This window comes from Endozoicomonas sp. 4G, from assembly GCF_023822025.1.
Lineage (GTDB): Bacteria > Pseudomonadota > Gammaproteobacteria > Pseudomonadales > Endozoicomonadaceae > Endozoicomonas_A.
The window spans coordinates 4,479,899-4,505,705 of record NZ_CP082909.1 but is presented as its reverse complement, the minus strand read 5'-3'; the positions used below and the strand labels follow the sequence as shown (position 1 = coordinate 4,505,705).

30 protein-coding genes are annotated in these 25,807 nt (G+C 51.4%); 23 read left to right on the top strand and 7 right to left on the bottom strand.

What is annotated here, in order from left to right; translation table 11 throughout:
* Positions 1–8: 8 nt before the first annotated feature.
* Together K7B67_RS17750 and K7B67_RS17745 are read left to right on the top strand one after the other, a co-directional pair.
* A complete protein-coding gene (locus K7B67_RS17750; protein ID WP_252177210.1) occupies positions 9–452 on the top strand; it encodes an N-acetylmuramoyl-L-alanine amidase in 444 nt (147 codons plus the stop codon).
* Positions 449–817, top strand: a complete 369-nt coding sequence (locus K7B67_RS17745; protein WP_252177209.1) for a 3TM-type holin — start codon at positions 449–451, stop codon at positions 815–817. Before K7B67_RS17750 ends, K7B67_RS17745 begins: the two co-directional genes overlap by 4 nt.
* A gap of 263 nt (positions 818–1,080) precedes the next feature.
* Here the strand turns inward: K7B67_RS17745 and K7B67_RS17740 are convergent, their stop codons facing one another.
* Genes K7B67_RS17740 through K7B67_RS17730 form a run of 3 tightly spaced genes read right to left on the bottom strand, consistent with a single transcriptional unit; the run spans position 1,081 to position 2,173 of the window.
* Positions 1,081–1,449 carry a hypothetical protein gene (locus K7B67_RS17740; RefSeq protein ID WP_252177208.1) on the bottom strand — a complete coding sequence of 123 codons (369 nt, stop codon included), beginning with the start codon at positions 1,447–1,449 and terminating at the stop codon, positions 1,081–1,083.
* Between the two features lie 49 nt (positions 1,450–1,498).
* A complete protein-coding gene (locus K7B67_RS17735; protein WP_252177207.1) occupies positions 1,499–1,978 on the bottom strand; it encodes a DUF3489 domain-containing protein in 480 nt (159 codons plus the stop codon).
* 21 nt (positions 1,979–1,999) lie between these two features.
* Positions 2,000–2,173, bottom strand: coding sequence for a hypothetical protein (locus K7B67_RS17730; RefSeq protein ID WP_252177206.1), 174 nt, complete (start codon positions 2,171–2,173; stop codon positions 2,000–2,002).
* A 154-nt stretch (positions 2,174–2,327) separates the two neighbouring features.
* Here K7B67_RS17730 and K7B67_RS17725 point away from each other — a divergent pair, with 154 nt between their 5' ends.
* Together K7B67_RS17725 and K7B67_RS17720 are read left to right on the top strand one after the other, a co-directional pair.
* Positions 2,328–2,822, top strand: a complete 495-nt coding sequence (locus K7B67_RS17725; RefSeq protein ID WP_252177205.1) for a hypothetical protein — start codon at positions 2,328–2,330, stop codon at positions 2,820–2,822.
* 72 nt (positions 2,823–2,894) lie between these two features.
* On the top strand, positions 2,895–3,941 hold the full coding sequence (locus K7B67_RS17720) for a PD-(D/E)XK nuclease family protein (protein WP_252177204.1): 1,047 nt from the start codon (positions 2,895–2,897) through the stop codon (positions 3,939–3,941).
* Positions 3,942–4,029: 88 nt separating this feature from the next.
* On the opposite strand, the gene K7B67_RS17715 is transcribed toward K7B67_RS17720, so the two are convergent.
* The gene (locus K7B67_RS17715) at positions 4,030–4,293 is read right to left on the bottom strand and encodes an HNH endonuclease (RefSeq protein ID WP_252177203.1); all 264 of its coding nucleotides are present in this window, start codon (positions 4,291–4,293) and stop codon (positions 4,030–4,032) included.
* A gap of 20 nt (positions 4,294–4,313) precedes the next feature.
* On the opposite strand from K7B67_RS17715, the gene K7B67_RS17710 reads away from it, so the two are divergent.
* The 18 genes from K7B67_RS17710 to K7B67_RS17625 all read left to right on the top strand — a co-directional run bounded on the left by K7B67_RS17710 (position 4,314) and on the right by K7B67_RS17625 (position 23,600).
* Positions 4,314–6,161, top strand: coding sequence for a phage terminase large subunit family protein (locus K7B67_RS17710; protein ID WP_252177202.1), 1,848 nt, complete (start codon positions 4,314–4,316; stop codon positions 6,159–6,161).
* A 3-nt stretch (positions 6,162–6,164) separates the two neighbouring features.
* Entirely contained in the window at positions 6,165–6,365 is a 201-nt protein-coding gene (locus K7B67_RS17705; protein ID WP_252177201.1) for a hypothetical protein, read from the top strand.
* Entirely contained in the window at positions 6,366–7,859 is a 1,494-nt protein-coding gene (locus K7B67_RS17700) for a phage portal protein (protein WP_252177200.1), read from the top strand.
* Positions 7,837–8,823 carry a head maturation protease, ClpP-related gene (locus K7B67_RS17695; RefSeq protein ID WP_252177199.1) on the top strand — a complete coding sequence of 329 codons (987 nt, stop codon included), beginning with the start codon at positions 7,837–7,839 and terminating at the stop codon, positions 8,821–8,823. Before K7B67_RS17700 ends, K7B67_RS17695 begins: the two co-directional genes overlap by 23 nt.
* Before the next feature lie 52 nt (positions 8,824–8,875).
* Positions 8,876–9,256 (top strand): head decoration protein, encoded by a 381-nt coding sequence (locus K7B67_RS17690; protein WP_252177198.1) that lies wholly within the window; start codon positions 8,876–8,878, stop codon positions 9,254–9,256.
* Positions 9,253–10,248, top strand: coding sequence for a major capsid protein (locus K7B67_RS17685; protein WP_252177197.1), 996 nt, complete (start codon positions 9,253–9,255; stop codon positions 10,246–10,248). Before K7B67_RS17690 ends, K7B67_RS17685 begins: the two co-directional genes overlap by 4 nt.
* A complete protein-coding gene (locus tag K7B67_RS17680) occupies positions 10,233–10,532 on the top strand; it encodes a hypothetical protein (RefSeq protein ID WP_252177196.1) in 300 nt (99 codons plus the stop codon). Before K7B67_RS17685 ends, K7B67_RS17680 begins: the two co-directional genes overlap by 16 nt.
* The gene (locus tag K7B67_RS17675; RefSeq protein ID WP_252177195.1) at positions 10,516–11,118 is read left to right on the top strand and encodes a hypothetical protein; all 603 of its coding nucleotides are present in this window, start codon (positions 10,516–10,518) and stop codon (positions 11,116–11,118) included. The genes K7B67_RS17680 and K7B67_RS17675 overlap by 17 nt, the downstream gene beginning before the upstream one ends.
* Positions 11,111–11,512, top strand: coding sequence for a hypothetical protein (locus K7B67_RS17670; RefSeq protein WP_252177194.1), 402 nt, complete (start codon positions 11,111–11,113; stop codon positions 11,510–11,512). The genes K7B67_RS17675 and K7B67_RS17670 overlap by 8 nt, the downstream gene beginning before the upstream one ends.
* 25 nt (positions 11,513–11,537) lie before the next feature.
* Positions 11,538–12,281, top strand: coding sequence for a hypothetical protein (locus K7B67_RS17665; RefSeq protein WP_252177193.1), 744 nt, complete (start codon positions 11,538–11,540; stop codon positions 12,279–12,281).
* Positions 12,282–12,370: 89 nt separating this feature from the next.
* Positions 12,371–12,622 (top strand): type II toxin-antitoxin system ParD family antitoxin, encoded by a 252-nt coding sequence (locus tag K7B67_RS17660; protein ID WP_252177192.1) that lies wholly within the window; start codon positions 12,371–12,373, stop codon positions 12,620–12,622.
* Complete coding sequence (locus K7B67_RS17655) at positions 12,609–12,902, top strand: type II toxin-antitoxin system RelE/ParE family toxin (protein ID WP_252177191.1); 294 nt, start codon at positions 12,609–12,611, stop codon at positions 12,900–12,902. Before K7B67_RS17660 ends, K7B67_RS17655 begins: the two co-directional genes overlap by 14 nt.
* Positions 12,903–12,995: 93 nt before the next feature.
* Entirely contained in the window at positions 12,996–15,983 is a 2,988-nt protein-coding gene (locus K7B67_RS17650) for a tape measure protein (protein WP_252177190.1), read from the top strand.
* Positions 15,983–16,372 (top strand): hypothetical protein, encoded by a 390-nt coding sequence (locus tag K7B67_RS17645; RefSeq protein ID WP_252177189.1) that lies wholly within the window; start codon positions 15,983–15,985, stop codon positions 16,370–16,372. The genes K7B67_RS17650 and K7B67_RS17645 overlap by 1 nt, the downstream gene beginning before the upstream one ends.
* Positions 16,373–16,427: 55 nt before the next feature.
* Positions 16,428–16,907 (top strand): hypothetical protein, encoded by a 480-nt coding sequence (locus K7B67_RS17640; RefSeq protein WP_252177188.1) that lies wholly within the window; start codon positions 16,428–16,430, stop codon positions 16,905–16,907.
* 82 nt (positions 16,908–16,989) lie between these two features.
* Entirely contained in the window at positions 16,990–20,541 is a 3,552-nt protein-coding gene (locus K7B67_RS17635) for a hypothetical protein (protein WP_252177187.1), read from the top strand.
* Complete coding sequence (locus K7B67_RS17630) at positions 20,541–21,755, top strand: hypothetical protein (RefSeq protein ID WP_252177186.1); 1,215 nt, start codon at positions 20,541–20,543, stop codon at positions 21,753–21,755. Before K7B67_RS17635 ends, K7B67_RS17630 begins: the two co-directional genes overlap by 1 nt.
* Complete coding sequence (locus K7B67_RS17625) at positions 21,756–23,600, top strand: hypothetical protein (RefSeq protein WP_252177185.1); 1,845 nt, start codon at positions 21,756–21,758, stop codon at positions 23,598–23,600. It abuts the gene before it with no gap.
* Positions 23,601–23,666: 66 nt separating this feature from the next.
* On the opposite strand, the gene K7B67_RS17620 is transcribed toward K7B67_RS17625, so the two are convergent.
* Positions 23,667–23,948 carry a hypothetical protein gene (locus K7B67_RS17620; RefSeq protein ID WP_252177184.1) on the bottom strand — a complete coding sequence of 94 codons (282 nt, stop codon included), beginning with the start codon at positions 23,946–23,948 and terminating at the stop codon, positions 23,667–23,669.
* A gap of 114 nt (positions 23,949–24,062) precedes the next feature.
* Between K7B67_RS17620 and K7B67_RS17615 the strand changes: the two genes are divergently transcribed.
* On the top strand, positions 24,063–24,296 hold the full coding sequence (locus K7B67_RS17615; RefSeq protein WP_252177183.1) for a hypothetical protein: 234 nt from the start codon (positions 24,063–24,065) through the stop codon (positions 24,294–24,296).
* Positions 24,297–24,342: 46 nt separating this feature from the next.
* Here K7B67_RS17615 and K7B67_RS17610 read toward each other — a convergent pair whose 3' ends face one another.
* Together K7B67_RS17610 and K7B67_RS17605 are read right to left on the bottom strand one after the other, a co-directional pair.
* The gene (locus K7B67_RS17610; protein ID WP_252177182.1) at positions 24,343–24,855 is read right to left on the bottom strand and encodes a hypothetical protein; all 513 of its coding nucleotides are present in this window, start codon (positions 24,853–24,855) and stop codon (positions 24,343–24,345) included.
* Positions 24,856–24,868: 13 nt separating this feature from the next.
* Positions 24,869–25,771: a nuclease-related domain-containing protein gene (locus tag K7B67_RS17605; protein WP_252177181.1), complete on the bottom strand. Its 903-nt coding sequence runs from the start codon at positions 25,769–25,771 to the stop codon at positions 24,869–24,871.
* Positions 25,772–25,807 lie beyond the last annotated feature (36 nt).

Sequence of the window (25,807 nt, the reverse complement as noted above, 5' to 3'; positions counted from 1 at the left end):
GATGAAACATGGGCAAGCGTAAGGAAACTAATTACATCGTCGTTCATTGCTCGGACACCCGGGCTAACCAACACGTTACTTTTGAAGACATCAAACGCTGGCACACCATGGAGCGGGCCTTTCTGGATATTGGTTATCACTGGGTGATTGAGCGAGACGGTTCCGTAAAGCAGGGTCGTCCCATTGAAAACTGGGGTGCTCATGTCAAATACCACAACCATGAGAGTGTGGGTATCTGTCTGGTGGGTGGCCTGAATGAGCACAACGAGCCGGAAGATAACTTCACTCCGCAACAGAAACGAATGCTGAAGCTTCTGGTGGCTGGCCATCAAGCTATTTATCCAAACGCTGTCGTTCATGGTCATCATCACTTCAGCAAGGTGAAGACCTGTCCTAACTTTGATGTGCACCAGTGGCTGAGACAGGAAGAAATGCTGGGAGGCAAACGGTGAGTCTGGTGGCTGCCATTCCGGTGATCGGGAAGGTTATCGACAAGCTTTTTCCTGATGCGAACAAAGCCAAAGAAGCCAAGGTTGAGCTCACCAGGATGCTGCTCAACGGTGAGCTGAACGAACTGGAGCAAAAGGCTTCTGTCGTTAAAGCCGAGGCTCAGGGTGAAAGCTGGCTACAAAGAAACTGGCGTCCCATGGTAATGCTGGTCTTTACGTCTTTGGTCGTGTGTCGATGGATGGGCTGGTCAGCACCGAATCTTACCGAAGCGGTGGAGCTGAAACTGTTCAGCATCATACAGCTGGGCATCGGTGGATACATTGCCAGCCGTGGGCTGGAAAAGGTAACAAGAACATGGAAAAGCTGAGGCTTAATTTAAGCCGATCTGAGCGATTCTTTTTTAATGCAGGGAGCGTCTCAAGATCAAAAAGAACGTTTGAAAGGCGTCTTCTGACGACTGCCCCGGGGTCCCTGGGAGGCGTCTTCTAGTGCGGGTATGCATCAGCGCGGAAAAGCGCCAGCGACAGAGTGAAAATCGGGGTTGACACTCAGGTTGACAAATTGGGCTTCAGCCCAGTAATGACGGGGTTTCCCGGTGTCAACCAGTCAGGGATTTTGTTAACCAAACTGTCAACCTTTGCGGTCAGGATTGTCAACCTGGTTGACAGATTTAAGACTCAATTCAAACCATTGTTGATTCTGGTGACAGAGCAGGGTGTTGATCTTCAAACTGCGAGCCAATGCCTTCAGATGATTGAGGGTGGGACTGATACGAGGCTGATGATCTGGCCAGTTTTCTCCCCAGTCTCGATGTAATGCAGAAGCCTGTTTTCCTTTCAGGTAGTGCAGGTCTCCCAACTGGATCAGGAAGATGGCTTCAGGCAAGGTTCGGTACCAGCGTTTGAGGCTTGGGAGAGTGTGACGATCAGGATGGCGCAGGCGGCAGGAGAGGAAGGATCCACTACTGAGTTCAACGGCCAGCAGGATAGGGGCTCTCATGATTGAGGTCCCCTATCTGCCAGCCGCCTTGCAATGTGCGAGCGGTTGCTCATGCAGTCTCTCCCTCAAAGAGCGCTTCCAGCCCGGCGGTGATCCGGTAAATGCGATCCTTGCCTTCAGGCTTCTCCGATTCAATGGTCAGCCCCAGTCGTTTTTTCAGGGCTCCGGCCAGGGTGCCGCGAACGGTGTGCTGCTGCCAGCCGGTCTCGCGCATGATTTCGTGGATCTCCGCGCCCTCGGGTCGGCTCAGTAGCTCAATCACCTTGTGGAGTTTGGTGCCGGTGCGGATCTTGCCTTTCCGGGCAGGTTGGTCGTCTATCGGAAGGCCGATGGCTGCCTTGCCCTGAGGACTGATGTCGTAGGTGTCAGCCTTTTTCATCCGGATCAGAAAGCCCTTACTGGTCAGACTGTCCAGTACTTTCTTCCGGGCACCTCCTTTCAGGGTGAGTTCGGAAGTGTGAAGGGTTCCTGTCTTAGCGGCTTGCTTGAGAACAGCCTTCTGGCTGGCAGTGAGTTTTGTTGTTTTCATGGTGCTTCTCCTTTTGGGGGGTTATTGTTTTTGGCCGTGTTTCAGGCCCAGTTGATAAGCCTGTTCCAAAGCTTTTTTGACTTGCCAGACGGCCACCTCTTCGAAATCTCGCGAGGTGTTTCGGGTTTTGAGGGTTTCCATCAGCAGGGTCTTTTGGGCGATTTCTTCAAAGGCTTGTTCGGTCTTCTTGTTCATGGCTTGTTTCCTTTTTGATGTCTGTTTTTGTTATGTACAGTAAGGCTCTATAACCAAGGGTTATCAAGAAAAAAAGTATTAATAATCAATAAGTTGTCGGACACAGGAGGGCATATCCGGCCACAGCGGGACAGGGGAGGTTATACAGGCCGCTATGACACTCATCTCGCAATCGGAATTCGCCAAACGCCAGGGCTGGAGCCGTCAATATGTGGCCAAGCTGGTCAAGTCCGGCAAGATTCGCCTGCACAAGGGCAAGATCAACCCGGATGAGGCTCTGAAGGCGATTCAGGCTCAGGCTGAGCCCTCAACCGTATTGAGAAAGCCACCTGTTTCGGCAGACTCTCTGCCAGTCGCTCCCACCGATTCAAGGCAGGCGGTGGATTTCGTCACGGCTCGCACCATGCGAGAAGCTTTCAGGGCCAAGATGGCGAAAATGGAGTATGAGGAAAAAGCCGGAAAGCTCACTGAAGCCAGCAAAGTTCGAGAAGATGCCTACCGGGCGGGAAGAATGCTGAGGGATGCTTTGCTGGGTATTCCGGATCGTCTGGCCGATGTTCTGGCTGCTGAAGAAGATTCAATGGCTGTTCGTCAGTTATTAGAAAATGAAATTGAACAGGCTCTGGAAAAATTGGCGAACATTGACTGAGAATTATTTTTTTAGTGGATGCTTTAGCTGAACCTTAATTTAGTTGTCTGTGGGGTAAAGTTGTGATGGCATATGTCAGGTAAAAATGCAGCACCATTAGAGATAAAAAATATGACTATTCCGAATATTTTCCGTTTTGCTACCAGTGAGCTTTCCCAAGATGCCTTTATCTGTTGGCTACTCTGCTGGGCTGACCCAGCGCTTAAAAATGAAAATGCAGAACTGCACAACTGTGGTTTGAGCCTTTTAGATGCACTTTTCCATAAGCAGGGGAAAACTCTGCCTGAAACCATCAATTCAGTTCAAGTCCGGAAACAGGACAGTAATATCGATGTCCTCTGTATTATCAACGGTGAATATGCTGTTCTTATTGAGGACAAGGTTGGGACTAAACAGCACTCCAACCAACTTGAACGCTATAAATATGAAATAGCTAATAGGCATTATGATAGTAACAATATAATACTGATTTATCTGCAAACCCGCGATCAGGGATCTTATAAAGTGGTCAAAGACAATGGCTATACCCCTTTTCTCCGACAGGATTTTCTGACTATTTTGAATAGTTATCTGGGAAGTAATCAGATTCTGCTGGACTACCGTGGTCATTTGCAGGGTATTGAAAATCGAGTTAAGGGCTTCCTTAACATCGACGTAGCTCAATGGACTGGCGACCAGTGGATCGGTTTTTATATCCGATTGCAGGAAGAGCTGGGTACGGGAGACTGGGGGTATGTTGCCAATCCTTCCGGTGGTTTCTTTGGTTATTGGTGGTCCGCTTTTTGCGATGAGCATTCTGAGCAATACCTCCAGCTAGAACAAAACAAGCTGTGTTTTAAAATAGCAGTTAACAATAAGGAGGAACGTCGTCAGCTGAGAAGTCAGTGGCATAAGCAGATTCTTTCGGTGTCAAAAAATGATTCCTTCCGTTTGACAGTCACTCGACCATCCCGCTTTGGGAACGGCCAATACATGACTGTATGCATCTGCGAAGATTGGCGTATAACAAACTCTAGTGGTTTGCTTGATTTTAATCAGACGATTGAGCGTTTACGGGAAGCAATGAAGATTCTAAAGAATGCAATAATGGTTGCCAAAGGATCCATACAAATACCATAGATATCAGTGGGGTAGTTGGTTCTAGCTTACTGAGTATTTGGAGTACTCATGACTTTATAGCAAGCTGGTATACGGGGCGCTCTGACGCTTACTTAGCTTGAGTTGCTTTGGGGCAGGGTATCTGCCCCTTCCACTGAATAATGCAGCGCAACTTTTCTTTCAGTGGCATGTCGGCAAATACGTGGTTAATGGTTTTGCAGCAGACCACCTTGTTATCGACGATATCCTGGCCTCCCAGGCTTTTAGGTATGACATGATCAATGCTGGCATCACAGGGTTGAAGCACTCTCTTACAGTAGAAACACTGGTTTCCCTGCAACCAGAGCAATCTTTGGAGTTGTGACTTAGCCACGGATAGAGTCCTCTTTTCTTATGTCCAGTCCTTATATAGACGGTTTCTTTGCTGGCCTGAAACCCGATACACGACTGACGGTTTCAGAATGGGCTGATGAATACCGCATTCTGCCCATGAAGGCGGCCAAAGAAGCCGGACGCTGGCGAACCGCCCGGACGCCTTACCTCAAAGAAATTATGGATTGCCTGTCCCCCTCTTCGGATGTGGAGCGTGTCGTTTTTATGAAAGGTGCGCAGGTCGGAGGGACGGAGTGTGGCAATAATTGGCTGGGCTATGTGATTCATCATACGCCCGGTCCCATGATGTATGTGCTGCCCACCCTGGATATGGCCAAGCGTACCTCCAAGCAGCGCATAGCGCCGATGATTGAAGAGATGCCGATCCTGCGGGAGCGGGTGAAAGACCCTCGTTCCCGGGATTCTGGTAATACTCAGATGGTGAAGGAATTCCCTAACGGGGTACTGATTATCACCGGAGCCAACTCCGCCACAGGGTTGCGCTCAATGCCTGCCCGGTTTCTGTTTCTGGATGAAATAGATGCTTATGAAGATGATGTGGATGGGGAAGGCAGTCCTATCAATCTGGCCATTAAACGAACGGCGACGTTTTCCCGTAATCGTAAAATCCTGATGGTCTCCACACCGAATATTGCCGGAGCCAGTAAAGTTGAAACGGCTTATCAGGCCAGCGACCAGCGACAATACTATGTGCCTTGTGTGAATTGTGGGCACAGGCAGCCCATTGAGTGGCAGCAGATAAAATTTGAAAACCAGGACCCGGAGACGGCCTGTTTTGAATGCATCCAGTGTCAACATCGGATGCAGGAACATGATAAACCGAGATTACTGGAGAATGGGCGATGGGAGCCTCTGAACACGGAAACTGACGGCAAAATCCGTGGCTACCATCTGAATTCACTTTACAGCCCTAATGGCTGGTACAGCTGGAAAGATGCAGTGGCGGATTTTCTGGCGGCCAAAGACGATCCGGTTCTGTTAAAAGACTGGACCAATACCGTGTTGGGCCAGACCTGGCAGGAAGCCGGAGAAACCGTCGATTACGAATTACTTTACCAGCGTCGTGAACACTATGTTGCTGAAGTACCTTGGCCAGTAGAAGTGCTGACCTGTGGTATCGATGTTCAGGATGACCGGGTGGAGTATGAAGTAGTGGGTTGGGGTGCTGGTGAGGAGAGCTGGTCTATTGATTACGTCCGGCTCTATGGTGATCTGAGCCGACCGGAAATCTGGAAGATTCTGGCAGACAAACTGAGAACGTCTTACCGGCGACAAGATATGGTGTTAATGAATCTTGCCCAGATTTGTATGGACTCAGGCGGTCATTTTACCGATGAGGTCTATGCCTTCTCCCGCAAGCAAGGTGCTGACTGGCTGATCCCGATCAAGGGTGCATCCCAGTCTGGCAAACCCATCGCCACTTTCCCGAAAACCCGAAACAAGAAAGGCGTCTACCTGACTCTGGTGGGTACCGATACGGCCAAAGAACTGATCTATCAGCGTTACCGAATTCTTGAACCCGGCACTGGCTATTGCCACTGGCCGGTGAAGGATTGTTTTGATGAAGATTACTTCAAGCAGGCCACGGCAGAAGAGAAAGTTCGCAAGTATAAGCATGGGGTCGCTTATTTTGAGTGGGATGCCCGCAAGAAGCGCAATGAAGCACTGGATTGCCGGGTTTATGCCCTGACGGCAGTGCGTATTTTGCAGCAGCACCGTGGGTTGGATCTGGAGCAGTTGGCCGCTCAACGTCCGGAGCCAGAAATTAAGGTAGAGGCCTCTGATCCCGAGGCTTTGACTCAAACCCGATCCCGACGATTTTCTCGCAGCAGCTATTTGAATGGATAACACATGATTACAGAAGCTGAATACCAGGCTTTGAAACGAGCTGTGTTACTGAGAGAAACCCGCACTGTGGAATTTGAAGGACGCAAAGTGGAGTACGCCAGTTTCTCTGAAATGGAAAAGCGACTGCAAGCCATCGAGCGAGAGCTGATCAAGCAGCAGAAGCGACCCCGGCAGTACGGTATCTATTCCAGCAAAGGCATTTGAATGAAGCTTCGACACCGTATTGCAGGCTGGCTGCTGCCAGAGCTGAAGAACCTGGCGTATACATCGGCTGGTCAGGGGCGGAGAAGCCAGAGTTGGTCAGCCCCTTCCTCAGGCCCCAATAACTCACTGACTGGCAATCTTGGCACCCTGATCAACCGCTCCCGTGCAGCGATTCGCAATGATCCTTGGGCCGCTTCCGGACTGGAAAAGCTAGTTGCCAATATTGTCGGCACCGGCATCAAGCCGAAGTCAGAAGCCCGTGATGATGTGTTTCGTAAAGAACTTCAGGCCCTGTTTCTGGGCTGGACCGATGAATCCGATGCTGATGGCCAGCTCGATTTTTACGGCCAGCAGGCTCTGGCCATGCGTTCGGTACTGGAGGCCGGAGAGTGCTTTGTTCGCTTCCGTCCCCGCAAGCCTGGTGATGGTTTGAGTGTGCCGTTACAGCTGCAATTGCTGGAAGCGGAGTTTGTCCCCTGGGATTACCACGACGATCTGAAAAAAGGTCACAAGATTCGTGCAGGCATTGAGTTTAATGCCATCGGGCAGCGGGTGGCCTACTGGATGCACAAGCAACATCCTTCGGATTACACCACTTTGGATACTGCTGGCTTACGACGGGTGCCAGCTAATCAGGTGATGCATCTTTATGAACCGCTGCGGCCCGGTCAGCTGCGAGGTCAGCCTTTTTTGAGCCAGGTACTACTTCGAATGTATCACCTGGACAAGTTTGATGATGCCACCCTGCTCAGACAGGAAATCGCCAATCTGTTCACCGGCTTTATCACCAAACCGGCTCCGGAAACGGAAAAGGTCGATCCTCTAACTGGTCGGCCTATTATCTATGACTTGCAGGGTGTCCCTATGGTGGCGATGGAGCCGGGCACTATGCAGGAGCTATCACCCGGTGAGGAGATCACCTTTAACACACCACCAGGTGCAGCCAGCAACTACTCGGACTTTATTCGCCAACAGCTGATGGCGGTATCTGCGGGTATTGGTCTGCCCTATGAGATCCTGTCCGGCGATATGAAAGGCGTCAGTGACCGGGCTTTGCGGGTGGTACTTAATGAATTCCGTCGTCGTATTCAACAGATCCAGCATAACCTGCTGGTGTTCCAACTTTGTCGCCCGGTCTGGAAACGGTGGCTGGAGTTGGCCGTCCTCAGTGGTGCGATTTCAGCCTCGGACTTTCATCGAAACCCCGCTCACTATCGCAAGGTGAAATGGATTCCCCAGGGCTGGGCTTATATCCATCCGGTCCAGGATGTGCAGTCCCAGAACCTGGCTGTGCGTAGCGGCTTCAAATCTCGCTCGGAAGTGGTCTCGGAACAAGGCTACGACAGCGAACAGATTGACGATGAAATCGCAGCAGACAATCAACGGGCTGATGAGCTGGAGCTGCAATACGACAGTGATGCCAGAGCTCAGGCAACCAACAACCCCAGCATGGAAGAGGAACCTGAAAACGATGAACAAAAAGCCGCTCAATAAGAACCGGGCCTGGTTCACCTTAAAAAATCAGTCCGGCCAACCAGCGGAGTTGCTGATTTATGACGTGATTGGCGACTGGGCGGGACTCTCTGCCCGGCAACTGGTCAGCAACCTGAAAGATCTGGATGCGGATGAAATTACGGTTCGGATCAACAGCCCAGGTGGCTCAGTGTTTGACGGTGTGGCCATTTACAATGCCTTGCGTTACCACAAGGCTAATATCCATGTCCGGATTGAAGGGCTGGCGGCCAGTATTGCCAGTGTGATTGCCATGGCAGGCGACACCGTACATATGGCTGAGAATGCTTTGCTGATGATCCATAATCCTTTCGGTTGGGTTGGTGGTGATGCCAGTGAGTTGCGCAAAATGGCCGATATGCTCGACAAAACCACCGAGGTGATTGCCCAAACCTACTCCAATCGGTGTGGGCTGGATCTGCAAGCCATGCTGAAACTGATGAACGAAGAGACCTGGTTCACCGCCACCGAAGCTAAAGACCATGGTCTGATTGATGGGGTGGAAGCACCAGTGAAAATGGCAGCTCATTTTGACCTTTCCAGTTTTATGCACCCGCCTCAGCCTGCAAACTCTGAATCTGAAGAAGAGGATAAAGGTGCTCATGCCTTGGCAGTAATGACCTTGTGTAATCAGGCCGGTTATCCGGAAATGGCCGAAACCTTTGTCCGACAGCAACAGGGCATTGATGATGTCAAAGCGCGTCTGGCAGAATGCGAGACCATCAAGTCCCTGTGCGCAGCGGCACACTGTGAAGATCGGGCAAGCCCGTTTATTCAGTCCGGCAAGACCGAAGCCCAGGTACGCACCGAGCTGTTCGATCTGCTTTTGCAAGATGATGACAGCATCAATAACCAGCTGACACCGGATCAGCAGAATAAAAAGATCCAGCCACTGGTGGATACTCAGGCCGTTTACCGCAAGCGTAACGGTCAATCGGCTGCCTGAATCCAGTCCCTCATTTCTTAACTTTCCCTTTCTTAATCAAAGGAACTGAACCATGCCTGTGATGACAGAGCCGGTGCATACTGGCGAATTTATCGTGTCCGAAGGAAACAACAGCATCAGCCGGGAACGGGTTGAACTGGCTCCGGATCTGACACTGCTGCCAGGCACGATCCTCGGCAAAAATACCTCCACAGGTGTTTATGGGCCATTAGACCCTGCTGCAAACACTGGCCTGCAAATGGCGGCGGGAGTGCTCTGGGGTCATGTCACTACCGATACCACCGGCGGCGAAGCGGTGATCATCGCCCGGCTGGCCGAAGTGGATGAGACGCTACTGGTCTGGCCCAAAGGCATCACCGACGAAAAAAAGACGACGGCTGTCAGTGATCTGGCGTCGCTGGATATCATTCTCAGGAAAGGAGAACAGGGATGAACCTGCTGGATATTTTTAACAATGATGCTTTCAGTCTTACCAGTCTGACTGCAACTCTGAACGATATGCCCTATAAGCCAGGGCGCATCGGTGAACTGGGCCTGTTTACTGAAAGCGGCATTAATACCACCACCGCCATTGTGGAGTCCCGGAACGGCGAGCTGATCCTGCTGCCGACTTCTGAGCGGGGTGCACCCGCTGCTCAAGCAAGAGGTGGCAAGCGCAAGGTACGCAGTTTTGTGATTCCCCATATTCCCTACGACTCCACCATCATTGCCGATGAGGTGCGCAATGTCCGGGCCTTTGGTTCTGAGAGTGCTTTGGAAGGCGTGAAAACGGTGGTCAATGACCGACTGGCGTCCATGAACGCTAACCATGAAGTGACTCTGGAGCACCTGCGACTGGGAGCCATCAAGGGACAGATTCTGGATGCCGACGGTACCAGTGTCATTTACGACCTGTTCCAGGAGTTCGGTGTCACCCAGCAAACTCATACCTTTAAATTCAGTGTGGCTGAAACCGATGTCCGGTTGGGGTGTGTGGCGCTTCGCAGGAAGGTCGATCAGGCGCTGGGCGCTCAGCCCTACACCGGATTACGAGGTTTCTGTGGCGCTGACTTCTATGACGGTCTGGTTGGTCACGACTACGTCAAAGATGCTTACCACCGTTACCAGGACAGTGCCCTGCTGCGTAACGATCCCAAGACCGGATTCCGGTTCGGTGATATCGACTGGGAAGAGTATCGGGGTCAGGTAGGCGATATTCCTTTCATCAAACCGGATGAAGCTTATGTCATCCCTGAAGGGACAGGGATCTTCCGCACCTGGTTCGCTCCGGCGGATTTTATCGAAACCGTCAATACCATCGGCCTGCCCCGGTACGCTAAGCAGAAGATTCTCGACTTCGATAAAGGCGTTCAGGTCCACACCCAGTCCAACCCGCTGCCCATCTGCCTGAAGCCACGAGCCGTGATCAAATGCAAGATGAGTTAAGTGATCTGAACCGGCAGGTGCTGGCTACTTTTGGAGAGACTTTCACTCTGAAAAAGTCAGATGGCAGTTCGCTGGAAGTCACTGGCATCATCACCCGTGAGCTCGTGCCTACCGGTCCTTATGAACAGGTATTGCAAGAGATCACCACATTAGCATTGGCGCAGGATGTAAAGGTCAGCCGGGGTGACGAGGTGATCTCAGGCGAACAACGGTGGACCATTGACCGGAAACTGAAAGGCGATGGTCAGATGAACGGGTGGTCACTCCATGAAGCTGGAACTTGAGCTGGATGACAGTATTGATGAAATGGTTCGCTACTTCCAGAACACTCCGGAAACTCTCCAGCTCGCTATCAGAAGGTCACTAAGGAAGCTATCCCGTTTTGCCGAGCGACGAACCCTGAGAGAACTGGCGCGGGAGCAAGGTATGACCCAGAAAAAGCTGAAGGAGCTGGGCCGGGTCAAGGTGAATCTATTGCAATCGGGAGAGCGGGGCAGTGAAGGCTACAGTCTGGTGGTCTGGATCGGTGCCTGGGAGATACCGGCTCATTATCTGGGTAAACCCAGACAAACGAAACAAGGCGTCAGAGTTGGTAAGCATTTCTGGCAAGGTGCTTTCTTAATGCAACCGGTCAACGCTACCCACTCCATGGTCTTCAAGCGAAAAGCCAACTGGCGGCATAAATACCAGCGTTCCAAAAAATCCGGTCGTATGATGTGGATGGGCCTGCCTCTGGAAAAACAGACCTTACCGATTCTGAACAGTGCCATTCAGGTGCTGGAAAAGCTTCAGCCCATTTTACTGGAGCGGTTTGCCACCTTAATGCAGCAGGAACTGAATTTCATTATTCATGGAGGGAGCCGTGTCTAATCTGGAACAGCAACTGGTCAGTACCCTGATGAAAGTTCTGGAGTCTGTTTGTGACCAGGTATTGCTGGGCTACGCAGCCACTGGCATTGAGCAAGAGTTGAAGCCGCCAGCCATTCTGGTGCAATTGGAATCAATCAGTGAGTTGCAACAACAGGGCAGTCGTCGTAAAGATCAGTGGCTTTTTAATCTCAGTGCCGTGGTGCCCACCAATGACCAAACGACTTATGCCTTGCTGGAGTTTTCCAGAACGATTCGCAAAGCCCTGAGCAGTGATAAAACCTTGGCAGAATACTACCGCAAGCTGACCTTCTCAGAAACCCAGTTCGATATTGCTCCCAGCCAAGGGCAATTGTCGTTCGCAGATATCACCCTGACCCTCGAAACCGTCTTTTAAACCCCGTTCAAGGAAGGAAAATCCTATGTCCACTATCGACCGCAGCTTTATCGGCGCAGGCAGTATCCATATTCAGCCTTATGACAAGACTGCACCGCTATTGCCCATCGGCAATGTCAGCGAGTTCAACTTCAGCTTTGAAGAAGACCGGAAGGAGCTGAAAAACCACCTGGGCGGTGGCGGCAATCGCAATGTTATCAGTCGGGTGTCGGGCATTACCGCCAACCTGGTGGCCCACGACTTTACCGCCAGCAATATCTCCCTGGCCTTACGGGGCAGTGTCACCGAAGCTTCAACCACAGCCGTGACCGATGAAGAGTTGGCAACCTATGGTGTAGCCGGAGAACTGATTCCCTTTCAGCGACTGCCCGATTTGAAAAAGACCATTACCGTCAAAAACAGCCAGGACGCAGCCCTGATTCAAGGCGACGACTACCAACTGATGAAGTCTGGTATTCAGGTGATTGAAGGGGGAAGCATTGACAACAAGGGGGTCAAAGTCAGTTACACCCCATTGAAGTCCAACATGGTGCAGGCACTGGTGGAATCCGGGCGGGAATTTACCCTGTTTATGGAAGGGTTGAACGATGCTCAGGAAGGATTGCCCTTCAATATCCGGGTGCATCGGGTGAAGTTTTCACCGGTGCAGAATCTGGGCTTTATTTCGGATGACTTCGCCAGCATTCCCTTGCAGGTGGATGTGCTGGCGGATACGTCGATTTCAGGGGGTGGGCTGAGTGCGTTTATGCAGTTGGAGTTGGCGGGTTAATCGCTGATATTTATAGATGGCAATAACAGAGGTGCACTTTTCTCTTTTGGTGCTAATATGGTGCATATATGAACCAAGGAGAGAGTCTCATGCCCAGACAAAGTATTACGTTTACCGAGCCTAATGATGAGTGGCTCAAGGCTCAGGTTGACAGTAAAGAGTACGGCAGTAAAAGCGACGTGATTAATGACCTGATCAGGCAGGCCCGATCCAGGAAAAGTGAGCTCGAAGCCATTCGTGAAGCTCTGATTAAAGGCGAAAACAGTGGTATCAGCGAATTAACTCCGAAAGAAATAGCAGCCCGGGTCGTGGAGCGGAAACGTAAAAATGGCGAGTTATAAGCTATCTAATGAAGCCGCTTTGGATATCGAAACCATCCTTGAGTTTGGCATTGACACCTTTGGTCTGGATCAGGCGCTTCACTACCACAACAGCTTGCAGGCCCGTTTGTCTGAATTAGCGAATTTTCCACTGCACTACCCGGCAGTGGAACATATACGTAAGGGGTACCGTATGAGTGTGTACGGTGCTCACTCTATTTATTACCAAATTCAGGATGATTATGTCCTGATTGTCCGGGTTATAGGGCGACAGGATATTTCTGAAACTTTTCAGGCGTAACAACTACCTCACTAGCCAGTCAGTCAGCTCCACTCCCACCCTCTTTTCATAACCCTTTTATCGCGCTTCAACTCTTGTTCCATGGAGGGAACCATGTCATCTATCAAAGAGTCCGCCCTTCGGCTAGTCCTCAAAGCTAAAGACACCCTATCCAAAACTGTCCTCCAGTCAGCCTCTTCCCTCGAGTCTCTCCGAAAAGAAGCCCAAACCCTCAAACAAAAGCTAACTGATTTACAAAATCAAGATCGTCTACTGTCGTCTTTTCAGAAACAAACGACAGCCGTTCGGGATGCAGGCAAAGCCTATCGGGAAGCAGAAATCAGGGTAGAGAAATTGGCCAGAGAGTTTAATCAGGCCGAGAAACCTTCCCGATCCCTCCAGCGCTCTCTGGAATCAGCTCGTAAATCCGTAGTCTCGGCCAGCCGGGCTTATCACGCTCAGCGTCAGAAGTTATCTGAGCTGCGGGGTAGTTTGGAGCAGGCGGGACTTTCCAATAAGAACCTGTCTGCCCAGCAGCAGCGTCTGCAAAAGGAGCTGAAAGAGACCGCTTCTGCTTTGCAGAAAGTTGATGCAAAGGCCAAGAACTCTGCCCGCACCTTTAAACGTTCCGGTTTCCGGCGGTTGGCTCGAGACGCCGATCGGGCATCAGGCAGTATGGGGCGTTTGTCTCAAAGACTGGGTGCTCTGGTGGCGACCAGTGTCGGTTTGTATACCGTCAAAAGGGCGATTCAGGGACTGCTGAGCACGGGTGACCAGTTTGAACGGTTGCGAATTCAGCTCAATGCCGTAATGGGCTCGGTGGCTGAAGGCGAGCGGGCCATTCAATGGATCAAGCAGTTTACCCGTGAGACCCCTTATCAACTGGAGCAGGTGGCAGAGGCGTTTGTACGACTGAAGGCGTTCGGTCTTGATCCCATGGATGGCAGTATGCAGGCCATGGTGGATCAGGCTTCCAAGCTGGGTGGCGGCATGGAACGTCTGAATGGAATTTCACTGGCACTGGGTCAGGCCTGGGCCAAGCAGAAATTACAAGGCGAAGAGATCCTACAACTGGTCGAGCGGGGTGTTCCGGTTTGGGAGCTGCTGGAAAAAGCCACCGGCAAAAATGTTCAGGAACTGCAGAAGCTGTCCACCGCTGGCAAACTGGGTCGGGAGACCATTGCCCTGCTGATCGAGGAAATTGGCAAGAGCTCTGCCGGGGCTGCCGCTGAGAATATGTCACTGTTGTCTGGCTATGTCAGCAACCTGAAAGACAGCTGGCAGAACTTCCTGGATGAAGTGGCCCAGAGTGGTGCACTGTCTTACGCCAAGGATCAGCTTAAAAGTCTTTCTGACCAGATCAGTATTATGTCTGAAGATGGTCGTCTGTCTCGACTGGCACAGTCCATCAGCGATGCGTTTGTGCAGATGGGTGAGGCCATCAAGGCCAACTTTACCGGGCTGACGTTTGACGGTGTGGTGGCCAGCCTTCAGTCTGCCAGTCAGCGTATTGCTTCTACTCTGGCCAGTCTCAATAACACCTTTACTCTGACCGGTAATTCAATCCAACTGTTCTTTAATGGTTTTACCCTGGCGGTGAAAGCTTTTGGTCTGGTGTTCAGCGAAGTGATCTCATCCGTTTCCCAAGGGCTGGGCAGTCTGCTGAACGCTTTGGGTGCGACAGAACCGGCCCAGAAACTCCAGTCCTTTGCTGAGTCGTTTAAAGCCGTGTCGGCAGGTTTTAAAGAAGCCGTGAAAGAAGATGTGCAGGACATTAACCACAGCTGGCAGGCACTGGCTGAAGCAATGGTTCAATCCAGCCAAGCGACCCAACAAGCCATCCGTAACGAAAACCAAAAAACGACAAAGTCCGTCAAACAAGACGTCACCAAACTCAACTCGGTTTACGTCCAGTCCGCTCAGACCGCCAAGAAAGCTTTCACCGATGCCGCCGATGCCCTGAAGCAAATCAACGCTGCCGAAACCCGCACTGAGCTGGCAGAGCTGGCCGTGCAACTGTCCCAGGCCTTCGCTGAGGGCACCCTGACGCAGGAGCAATACAACGAAGCATTAGCAGCCAGCCGACAGAAACTGACTGAGCTGGAAGAGGGTGCTCAGTCTGCGGCAGAGGCTGCCCAGTCACTGGGTAATGCTGTGGATGAGGCCGGAGATAAACAGGCCCAGGGGGCAGAACGTGCAGCCAGCTCGCTTGGCGGTTTAGTTGGCTTTTACAACAACATCACTTCCGAGCTTTATGGCCTGAGCGCCCAGGCAGAGGATATGTTTCTCTCCATGCAGGGAGCCACGCAGATCGACACCACGGACAGCCTCGGGGAACTGGGACAGCTGAAATCAGCTTTGGCTGAAACCAAAGAGGAAGTGCAGGAGCTGGCCACGGCCAATGTCGGAATGGACGTCACCGGTCTTGGCAGCTGGATGAAAGATACAGCGACGAATGCTGCTTCAGTAAAAGCTGAATTCTATGAACAGAAGATCGCCTTGGAAGAACTGGTGCAGGGCTATGAGGACGGCTCAGCAACAGCCCAACAGATGGCCAGCGAGGGAGAGCATCTGGCTGACAGTCTTAATCTGCTCAACCAGCAAGACCTGGATCGTTTAAACCAGTCCATCGAGCAAGCCAACGCCAGCATGGAGCGTCTCTCGGACAGCACCCAGGGCACACTGAACAGCCTTCAGGATGAACTGGATCGTCTCCAGGGTAAGCAAGGTGATATCGAGCAACGCCGCTACGAAGCCCGGAAGAAAGGTCTCGAACTGGAGCTGGCCATCGCCAAGCAAGAAGGTGATTCACAAGCAGTGAGTAACCTGGAGAAAGCACTTTCGCTCAATCAATCGATCCTGGCCGAGAAGCAGCGTCAGTACCAGCTTCAGGAGCAAGAGAAAGCCCAGAAGCAAAGGGAGCAGCAAGCTCAACAGGAAAAAACACGTATTCAAAGTCAGCGTCCTCCGGCACAAAGCAGAACGCCTGAGAAAGTCATTCGTCTCGAGTACCCAGGTGGTCAAGTGGATGTAGGCGTAAAGCCCGGTGACGAAAGCCGACTGTTGGAAGCATTAAAAAATGCAGGGATGAGGTCAACCTGATGACACTGGATAGCATCACACTGCCCGATGATTTGTTATGGATCAATGAGTTTGACTGGAACCCGGTGGCGCAAAGCCAGGACCGTACCCTGACCGGTGGCTTGCTGATCCAGGAGCAATCAAAAAAATTGGGCAGACCCATAGAGTTATCAGGAGGTTTGGATGCTGGTTGGGTCAATCGTTCAACCGTAGTTGAACTGCAGTCTCTCAGTGAATTAGCCAATAAAAGAATGATTCTGAAACTTCCTGACGGGCGTCAATTTACTGTCATTTTTGACCGGACTCACGGTAGCCCAATTGAAGCAAAGCAGGTTCTACCTTTTGCATATCCTGATGACAATCATTTTTATCAACTCACTCTTCGATTATTGGTAGTACAGGGCACATAAAGTGGTCATTGTGACAACTATACTGATATGACTATTAGGTCAAGGAAGCCAGCTGATGGATATAGGGAAAACAGCAGGAAAGTCGGTTACATTTTCTGAACCCGAGAAGTCTGAAGTGCCTGAAAATGACGCTTCCTGGGAATCTCGAAAGGTTGAAAACGCCTGCAAAAGAAAGCCTGATGAAAGTACACAAGAAGCTCCAGAGTCTAAAAAAAGTAAATTGGAGTCCACTGCAACACCCGTTTCAGATAAATCGTTGCAGGAAAGAGATCTGGAGGAAAGGAACGCTGCTTTAGTAGAGGCAAGGCTGTATCCAGGCTGGAAGTCGAGGGAAAGCAAGGCTAACAATGATATGGATTGGTACGAATCAATTGTTTATTGGATGAGAGATAAAGGACTTTCTCTGGAATCTTTATCCAATAAAAATTCAGAAGAGGTGATGGCATTTTTGCTTGAAAATGAAGTTATCACGCAGAGTATGTCCATGAGTATGAGAATGAACAGAGTAGACCTGGAAGGTTCTCCGTACTGGTAATTGAATTTTGACTTAATCCTTCTCCAGCATAAAAGCCACTCTTAAGGGTGGTTTTTTTTCGTCTTAAAGAAAAGGAATCTCCATGGCCATCAACAACGACGATGTAAAACTCTTCGAAAGCCAGCGACTCACTGATGAGCAAGACGGCGGTGGTCGTGCCACCGGCACGGTCGTGATCGACGGCAATGTCAATAACCTGTTCCAGGACATCTCCAGGATTGATCGCACCATCGGTGATGTCGCCCTGCGTAAAGCCTACATAGGCATCAGCACCGATAACAACGACGCCTATCTCGGCAGCCATATCATCCTCACCGACGCACCAGATGACGACAATGTCAGTGTGCTTTTGTTCAATACCGGCAGCCAGACCGATGAGCGCAATGCTGCCCGGGATCGCATCGAGGCTTATGTGGTGCCCGGCACTTCGGCCAGCTTTGAACTGCTGGGGGATCAGCTGGTGGGGCAGCGCAGCATTGTCGGTATTCAGCGAGCAGAAAAGGCTCTGCCGGAGATTGGTGAAGTCTATCGGCTCTATAACACCGACAGTAAAAAGGAGCAGTACGTCCGCATCACCAAAGTAGAGCACCGTATCGAAACCTTCACCCATGCCTACAGCGCAGGCAGTTATGTCGATTTTGAACGTCGGCGGCTGGATATGGAAATCAGTGTCGCCCTGGTGGATCGTTTTCCCGGCGGTACGGCGACTCCCTCAGGCACAGAAATGTCGGTGAGTTCAGAAGGGGCCAGTGAAGCGAAAACCACCGTACAGTCGACCCAGATTGCAGACACCTCTCGCTACTACGGCATCCAACCCATAAAAGGGGCGATCAAAAAGGGCGACCTGACCCTCAAGGTCAACAGTGTTTATTCACCGCTGGTCCCCAGTGCCCGGGTCGAAAGCCCAGTGGTCGATCAGTACGGCGGCTACACCGCCAAACGGATGGTGGCCACGTCTTCCAGCCAACGTAATATCAGCCTTTCTTTTGTGCATCTGTCCGGCAACCAGAGCAGGGCCTTTCTGCAAACCGGTGCCTTGCCGGGTACCCTGACCCTATCGTTAGAAGGCGGCACCTTTGAAGACGACAAAACCGGCCAGCTGGTACACAAAAGCGGGGTCAATAACTACAGCAAACTGACTATTGACTATGAAAGTGGTGAGCTGAACATCTGGCGCAACAGCAGTTACTTTACCAGTTCGGCCACGGCACTGTACCAGCCTGCCACTGGTATTACCGGTGCCGCCATCAGTGGCACCCTGGGCATTACCACCCAGAACCGGGGCTTTAACTACACTTTCAACTTTGCCAAGGCCAAGCCCAGGCCGGGGACGCTGGTGATCAGTTATATCTCCCTGGGCAAGTGGCAGGATATCAGCGATAAGGGCAATGGCCTGCTGGCCGGTTCAGGCTCGGGCACCATGGATTTCAGCACCGGCAGTGTGGCGGTCACCCTCGATGGACTGCCTGATCCTGACAGCAAGCTGGTGTTCAGTTACATCACCCAGGCCGATGATGAAATCGCCCTGCGAACCGGCCCGGTGGCTGTGGATAAGTTTTCCTTCCGGCACACCACTGCCAAGCCGGGCATCAAGCCGGGCAGTATCGTCATCACTTATCTGGCCAGCGGACAAACCAAAACTCTTACCGACCAGGGCAACGGCCTGTTGACCGGTGACGGCTCCGGCAGTGCCCACTACGCTCCGGGAGAACTGGGCTTTGTATTGAATGCCTTGCCAGACCAGGACACAGAGATCGAGATCCGGTATGAAGAAGGGGAAGTGGCCGGAGGTATTGTTGATGTGCAAGTCGATGGCTCCGGCCTAATGACCGGCACCATTCCGGGGGCTCCGCTACTGCCCGGTTCGGTACAGGTTCAGTTTGCGGTATCACGTCAAAGCAATGTGCCACAACATGCCAACGACAGGACGAATGATTTCACCACTTACCAGACCACCTACCAGCGATTCAAAAGCTACAGTGACGACGGTGGAGGCAGCTGGCGTGGTATTGCAGGAACGGTAGACTACCAGACCGGTGACTTCAGCCTGCAGGCGACAGAGAACTACCCGTATCCTGAATACACCGTCTTTAAAGAGACTTCTTACCGATACGAGCTGACCCATGCCTACACCACCAAGACAGAAGTCTTCTCCGGGAACACAGTGACCAGCAAGGCTCAGGGCAACAGCCTCAGCCACAAGGCGAATACCGATACTCTGAGTGCGCCGGAGCTGACCATCGACCTGCTGCCACTGATTGAAGATCCCCTGCTGCCCGGCAGTGTGATTCTGGAATGGAACGGTGAACTCTACTTTGACCGGGATGGCGTGCTCTATAAAAACGTCAGCAGCCAGACCAATGCCGGGGCCTCGGTGGGCACGATAGATTACACCGGTGGCCTGGCGACACTGGCTGTCTATCCCACCGGAACCGTCAAGACCGCAACCGTGCAAGCGGCTGCTACTATCTCCGGAGGCTTTAAGGTGGATGCATTAGCCTTCAGAACACCGGGCGCACCCATCCGGCCCGGTAGTCTGCAACTCACTGCGGTGCGTGTGGATAATGCCGAGATCATCACCGCCACAGCCGACTTCAATGGTGAGATCAAGACGCCAGAGGTTCAGGGCGTCATGGATGCCACCACCGGCTGGTGTGAGCTGACCTTTACCGACGGCACCGATCCTATTTTTGTGATCCCTCAAAGCGTCCGTTACAACTGCATCGTGGAAACCAGCCTGCCGCTGGATGCTGAACTGATTGGTCTGGATCCGGTTCGGCTGCCCCCTGATGGTCAGGTACCGATTTATCGCCCGGGGGATATTGTGGTCATCAGTCACACTCAAACGACCGATGCTGCAACGCTTACCGCCGGGCAGGTCATCACCCTGAACCGGGATCATCAGGCCGGGGTCACCGTGGAAGACAGCCAGGGTAAAACCCTCGATCCAGCCCAGTACACCGCCGACCGTGAAAAAGGCACGGTCACCTTTGCCGACCCACTGCTACTCCAGAATATAGAAGGCAGCAGTCTGACAGCGCCGTTTGCGATCAAAGATCGGGTCGAACATATGAGCGTGGCCAGCGACGTGCAGATCAATGGTGAGGTGACCATCATCGCCCCGGTGCCCTGGGACTTACCGGCCAACGACACCCAAGTCAGCAGTGCCGTGGTTTACGGTGACCTGCAGGCCCGGGTTCACCATTTCTTCAGTCAGAAAGTCTGGAACGCAGGCAACCCCAACTGGACCGATGAGCGCATCGGCGACAACACCACGGCCCAGTACAACACCATCAACTACCCGTTGGTGGTGGCCAACAAGGGAGCCATCTTCGGCAAGTGGGCGATTATTTTCACGTCCGGCACCGCCTTTCAGATTGTGGAAGAGAAGCTGGGGATTATTGATACGGCTAACACGGCTGCCGATGCAGCGCCAATCAATCCAGAAACCGGAACCCCTTACTTCACCCTCAAGGCCCAGGGCTGGGGAACCGGCTGGGCGGTAGGCAATGCGATCCGGTTTAATACTGATGGCTGTCTGGCACCGGTCTGGATCTGCCGAACCGTGTTGGCCGGGCAGGGCACCGAAACCAGTGACCAGTTCACACTGCAGATTCGGGGGGATGCTGACTGATGGCGGGCCTATGGTTTTCTACAGAGAACAGCGAGGGAAAGCTCAAATCTTCTTTCATCCTCAATAATGCAGACGAGGGATTCTCCAACAGCTCTGGAGCCATCTACGGTCGACAGCTGCATTTTTATGCACTGATGCAGCTGGACGACACTGTTCTATCAAACAGTATGCCACTGCTTACTATCTACGGTGGGCCAAATGAAACCACCATACAACGTCGGACAGATATCGTTCTGAATCAGGGCATCATTGAGTTTAAACACTACTACACCTGGGGCGGTGAATTTCTCAAAATTGATTATGTTGCTCAAACTCCGCTGCCAACGGGAAAGCTCATCGAGCTGTCAATAGGACTGTCCAGCAGCCTGAATGTCTGGGTAAACGGTGACTCTATTGGCGTGACCAAAAACACGCACATAAGTAATCAAACGCAGATTTTTTCAAACGGGGCAAAACTCATTCTGGGGGGTACAGAGCAGTTCGAAGGGCAGGCCGCAGGCGTATGGATTCGCAGTGCAATAATAACCAATCAGCACAGTGGCGCTAACGTCCCGCAGCCTACGTCATCCTCAAGCAATATCACGGTCTGGAATGTTGACTTTGAAGACAGCAGCAACCCGCTGAAAATCATCACCAGCAGGAATAAGGTCAGCTCAGAGTTGCAGTGGACCAATACCGATGAGGCCACCGTCGTCTGGAGCGACTCCGACAGCCCACCTTCTTCCTCAGGCAGCAGTGGCGGCATCATCATCCCCGGCAATGGCAAAACAACTCGCATCCAGGGCACCGTTATGGAAGACGACCAGCCGGTAGCTCGCCGGGTCTTTGCCATTACTCAGGCGCTACTGGAAATCGATGGCAGCCAGGCAACCCAACATGCCGTCCTGAACAGTGTGCTCAGCGATAGCAGCAACGGCAGTTACTCCCTGGACACCAGCCCCTATGAAGGCGCTGTGTTTGTTATGGCTGTGGACGACTATGGACAGGTTTGGCAGGCCAGCACCACCTATGAAGTGGGCCATGTCATCCGTCCGGCCAACTTCCAGGGCTACGTTTACCACTGCACCGTCGCCGGTACCGGAGACAGCACCGAACCCACCTGGTGGTTCGATGACAGTGTGAAGGCCATCGGCACCGCCCAGTTCAAAGCCAAGCCTTACACCCGGCCTCTGGCCCATGGCCCGGTAATACCCGAGATCGTACCGGAGAGTTAAGTGGCTTACTTTCCAAACAAGACAAAAGACTTCAACTTTATCAGGGAGATTTATCAACCGGCCTCCCATTTTAAGTTTTACCCACAGCCCAGCTATGCCTTTATTCCTACGCCTACTGTCGTAAGAAACTGCCAGAGCCAATGGCAGACAGGCAACGCCTACCAGCACGCTGCCTGTAGTCCGTTTCAGCAGTCGATGACGATTCAGGCCAGTATTCAGCAAAGCAGTCATCAGGCCAGCCTTCTGGAAGCGCCACAGATCGGGCTGTTCTGGGGCAAGGTGCCCGAATTGGAAGAGTCTGTCAGGATCAGTCACCAGTTAGCCAATGGTCGCCAGAGTCAGCAACAAGGTCTTTGGCAGCAACCGCCTGCCAAAGAATCCAGCATCAATGAGTTGCGGGATCAGAGTATTCAGGCAAGAGAACAGCAGAGTGCTGAACACTGGCAACAGGCGACATATAAAGACCGACAGAACATCGAACGTTTCAATCGCAGCGATGAGTACAGTGCTGCTCATCAGGTCATAGCCAGGGGTTATCGGGTACCAGAACCCACGCTGCTGAACTTCAGCTTTCAGGCCCGACGCTACTCACCAGCAACCACCTCGGCTGTGTATTTCAACCTGGGGGAACCTTCTGCCAACCGAACCATCCAGCCCAGGGACTCACGACAACGCTCTGCCTTCAGCAGCAACCGCACCCAGGATGAGCCGGTCATTATCCCCTGGGGACCCGGCAGAAAAGCCAAAGACGATGACATCGACAGTCAGTTTGATAGCGAGTCTGATGGCATTGAAGAAAAACCAGAACCCGAAGTGCCAGAGATCAGGGAGACCTATCTGCTTATGAACACCATCAGCGTGGTGACCTTGCCCGACAGGACACCTATCGAGATGAGCAACATGGACATCAGCCTCGACATTGACAGCTTCAGCTGGAGCCTCAGCGGGGAGCTTTGGGGAGCCAGCAGCCTGAAACTCGTGGAACCCGATCAGAGCGGCCCCAAGCAGATCGAAGTCAACATCAACGGCTGGAAGTGGGTCTTTATTGTCGAACGCTACACCGGCTCAAAAGCATTCGGACAAGAGCGCTACACCATCTACGGAACCAGTCGTACACAATTGCTGGCGTCACCCTACGCACCCAAGCGCAGCAAGTCCAACAGCAGCAACCTCAATGCCAAACAGGCGATCACGGAAGAGCTGGCCAACACCGGCTTCTCGGCAATCTATCCGGAGTTGGATGACTTCAGCACACCCGACTGGATTATCCCCGGCGGCAGCTTCAGTTATCAGAGTGAAACCGCCATGACCGTCATCGCTCGACTGGCCAGCACTGCCGGTGCTGTGATCATTCCTTCCCGAGATGCGGATCAGCTGAACATTAAACCCCGTTATCCGGCCAGTCCCTGGAGTTGGAGTAGTGCCACGATGGATAAGATCGTACCCGCCAGTATGGTCATCAACCTGAGTGCCAGCTGGCGACCGGAACCGGAATACAATGCCGTGTATGTTTCTGGTACCCATGCGGGTGTGGCGGTCAATGTTAAACGGAAAGGCACTGCAGGTGATAAACCGGCACCGGATATTCTGGAGGACTGGTTGACGGAGACGCAGGTGAATACAGAGAGAGGCAGGAACGAACTGGCTAAGGGTGGGCATCAAAGTATCACCACATTAGAGATACCTCTGACGGATTTGAATATAGCTCCCGGGCTGATTGAACCGGGGCAGTTGGTTGAGGTGCAGGATGTTTCTGGTAATTGGAGGGCTTTGTGTCTGTCCAGCAATGTGAGAACTGTGATAGGTAAAGTGATCCAGTCAATTGAGCTCGAGAGGCATTATTAAGTCAAAAAGAAACAGCTCAACACTTCCACTGCGCTGAGCTGGCTGATGAAACCCTTGCCTGAAGGACTAATGGCTGCGCTTGGCCCACACTGAAGTGGAAGTTTCATGCCCGTTATCATCCGGGACAGCCTTATTACTCTCGATCTCATTAATGCCTAAGCGGTCTTCGTTACTTTTTAAGATTTTTCCAAATTGAGCATTAAAGGAGAAAGAGGCTGGTGTTTCTTTGTTAGAAAAGAAGCCTCCACTATAACGCCTGATCACATCAGTAGTGTTAAATTGAGCATCGTCAAAAGAGTCAATGATTGACTTCACACGATCCAGGTTGATGTTTATTTTATCTTTCATTGGTAACAGCCTCCTGCTTAGGTTTGTATCTGAAAATATTAGCAGTGTGGCTAATCTGTGTAGGGTGTCTGATCATAAGAAAAGCACCGCATATCCAAAATCGTGGAGAAGGCCATGGCCACCACTAACATCTGGCAGCAGTTCAAGTCACTGATCCCGGAGGGAAGCAAGGTAATAGCTACTATCACTGCACTCAATGGCAATGGAACCAGTCAGGCCCAGCTCAGGGATGGTTCAGTCGTGACGGTGAAAGGTGAATTTGTGGGAGTAGGGCAGAAGGCTTTTATTCAGGGAGGAGAGGTGAAGGGGGCTGCGCCGGATTTGGTGGAGTACGAGGTGGAGGTTTGAGAGCTTTAGGCATCAAATCACAATTCAGGTTTTCGTAAATTTATTATTACCAGTCATTGTTTATTCCCCCTCCTGAACTGAAACTGTCATCGTATGAAGAACCAAATGAGTCATCAAATGATGAACTAAAAGAGTCATGCATATCGGAACCCAAGGAGTCATTCATATTTGTACCATAGGGGCTTCCGCCTACATCAATGCCGCCAATGCTGTCATCCATCATCGGTAAACCCGTGGCAGGATTTATGGGAGGGCTGCTGGAAAAAACGTCATCATTAAAGCTATGCATGGATGAGTAGTCAACGGCGTTATCGTCTTCAAACAAAGAAGACGACGATGGATCTAAGCTGTTATGAGTGAACGAGTCATCGTCAAAACCACTGTCTCTGCCTGAATGGTCAAAGCCAGTGTTACTACCTGAAAAATCAGCTCCCTCTGTAGGTGAGTCGCCCAGTTTATAGAGCAGTACACTGGCAATGCTGCCCAGAAAAAGTGCTATAGGCCCGCCAAGGATCAATAATGCTACATTCATCAAAATCAGGAATTTCTTGTTTTTCATTTTTATCTTCCCTCTATGCCGCTTCGTATTCACGGTGATGCCTTTCTATAAGTACCTCTACTTGTTTATGTTCTTCTCTGGTCATGCTGATCAGATCGTTTCTTGGCAGACTTTTGATCCACGACTCCAGGTTTTCTAGCTTAACCACGTCGGTTTGCGGGTTGTCCGGACTCATTGCTGGATAGATCACCGCATTTTTATGGGCGTAGATTACCACCGTTTTTATTGGCCATTTGTTCATATCATGATCGGTCAGCAATCTCTTGAATAACCCACGGGTTCTAATGACCTGCTTTGAAGCATTTTTATAATCGTAGGTTGAACCGTTGGTTTTGATCTGCCTCCACATCGGCGTGTTGTCACAAAAAATCTGGCCAGAGTGATATTTCACCTCTGTCATAATAAAACCAACTCCAGGCACACTTATAACAAAATCAATCTCAAAGTTCTTACCAGCATAAAAAATATTCTGGCTGCCAATAAAGCCATAGATCACTTTTCCCTTTAACTCCGAGAGCACTGCTCTTACTTTGGCCTCGCCAAAGTTTCCGGCGTCTTTGTGATCGTTAAACGGCGTTTTAATCTCTTCAAACTCAGAGTCTACTGTGTTTTGTGAAGCTGGTGAGTCTGAGCTACGTCTATCGTAACCATGCTTACGATGATAATTTCTGGCATCATAATTTTGCTGACTGCTTTGCTTTTGATCAATCTCATCAGGTGCAATTTTCTTGTCCATCTGTGAAAAAAATGCCCTGAAGGTAGACACGATGGCTTTTGCTGCAGCAACAATAAGAAATAGCAGCATGAATGTGGCAGTGTACAGGTAAAGCATCGAGTAGCTTGGTGGGTCTGCAATCACAGTTACAAATAAAACAAACAGAAAGCCGAACAGGCCAAATTTTAACAGTCCTTTCATATGCTACCTCGTCAGGCTCCCTATAAGAATTGGTTG

Coding starts and splice junctions, on each gene's coding strand:
- K7B67_RS17750 (WP_252177210.1), top strand. CDS start 9: ATGGGCAAGCGTAAGGAAACTAATTACATCGTCGTTCATTGCTCGGAC.
- K7B67_RS17740 (WP_252177208.1), bottom strand. CDS start 1,449: ATGAGAGCCCCTATCCTGCTGGCCGTTGAACTCAGTAGTGGATCCTTC.
- K7B67_RS17735 (WP_252177207.1), bottom strand. CDS start 1,978: ATGAAAACAACAAAACTCACTGCCAGCCAGAAGGCTGTTCTCAAGCAA.
- K7B67_RS17730 (WP_252177206.1), bottom strand. CDS start 2,173: ATGAACAAGAAGACCGAACAAGCCTTTGAAGAAATCGCCCAAAAGACC.
- K7B67_RS17725 (WP_252177205.1), top strand. CDS start 2,328: ATGACACTCATCTCGCAATCGGAATTCGCCAAACGCCAGGGCTGGAGC.
- K7B67_RS17720 (WP_252177204.1), top strand. CDS start 2,895: ATGTCAGGTAAAAATGCAGCACCATTAGAGATAAAAAATATGACTATT.
- K7B67_RS17710 (WP_252177202.1), top strand. CDS start 4,314: ATGTCCAGTCCTTATATAGACGGTTTCTTTGCTGGCCTGAAACCCGAT.
- K7B67_RS17705 (WP_252177201.1), top strand. CDS start 6,165: ATGATTACAGAAGCTGAATACCAGGCTTTGAAACGAGCTGTGTTACTG.
- K7B67_RS17700 (WP_252177200.1), top strand. CDS start 6,366: ATGAAGCTTCGACACCGTATTGCAGGCTGGCTGCTGCCAGAGCTGAAG.
- K7B67_RS17695 (WP_252177199.1), top strand. CDS start 7,837: ATGAACAAAAAGCCGCTCAATAAGAACCGGGCCTGGTTCACCTTAAAA.
- K7B67_RS17690 (WP_252177198.1), top strand. CDS start 8,876: ATGCCTGTGATGACAGAGCCGGTGCATACTGGCGAATTTATCGTGTCC.
- K7B67_RS17685 (WP_252177197.1), top strand. CDS start 9,253: ATGAACCTGCTGGATATTTTTAACAATGATGCTTTCAGTCTTACCAGT.
- K7B67_RS17680 (WP_252177196.1), top strand. CDS start 10,233: ATGCAAGATGAGTTAAGTGATCTGAACCGGCAGGTGCTGGCTACTTTT.
- K7B67_RS17675 (WP_252177195.1), top strand. CDS start 10,516: ATGAAGCTGGAACTTGAGCTGGATGACAGTATTGATGAAATGGTTCGC.
- K7B67_RS17665 (WP_252177193.1), top strand. CDS start 11,538: ATGTCCACTATCGACCGCAGCTTTATCGGCGCAGGCAGTATCCATATT.
- K7B67_RS17660 (WP_252177192.1), top strand. CDS start 12,371: ATGCCCAGACAAAGTATTACGTTTACCGAGCCTAATGATGAGTGGCTC.
- K7B67_RS17655 (WP_252177191.1), top strand. CDS start 12,609: ATGGCGAGTTATAAGCTATCTAATGAAGCCGCTTTGGATATCGAAACC.
- K7B67_RS17650 (WP_252177190.1), top strand. CDS start 12,996: ATGTCATCTATCAAAGAGTCCGCCCTTCGGCTAGTCCTCAAAGCTAAA.
- K7B67_RS17645 (WP_252177189.1), top strand. CDS start 15,983: ATGACACTGGATAGCATCACACTGCCCGATGATTTGTTATGGATCAAT.
- K7B67_RS17640 (WP_252177188.1), top strand. CDS start 16,428: ATGGATATAGGGAAAACAGCAGGAAAGTCGGTTACATTTTCTGAACCC.
- K7B67_RS17635 (WP_252177187.1), top strand. CDS start 16,990: ATGGCCATCAACAACGACGATGTAAAACTCTTCGAAAGCCAGCGACTC.
- K7B67_RS17630 (WP_252177186.1), top strand. CDS start 20,541: ATGGCGGGCCTATGGTTTTCTACAGAGAACAGCGAGGGAAAGCTCAAA.
- K7B67_RS17620 (WP_252177184.1), bottom strand. CDS start 23,948: ATGAAAGATAAAATAAACATCAACCTGGATCGTGTGAAGTCAATCATT.
- K7B67_RS17615 (WP_252177183.1), top strand. CDS start 24,063: ATGGCCACCACTAACATCTGGCAGCAGTTCAAGTCACTGATCCCGGAG.
- K7B67_RS17610 (WP_252177182.1), bottom strand. CDS start 24,855: ATGAAAAACAAGAAATTCCTGATTTTGATGAATGTAGCATTATTGATC.
- K7B67_RS17605 (WP_252177181.1), bottom strand. CDS start 25,771: ATGAAAGGACTGTTAAAATTTGGCCTGTTCGGCTTTCTGTTTGTTTTA.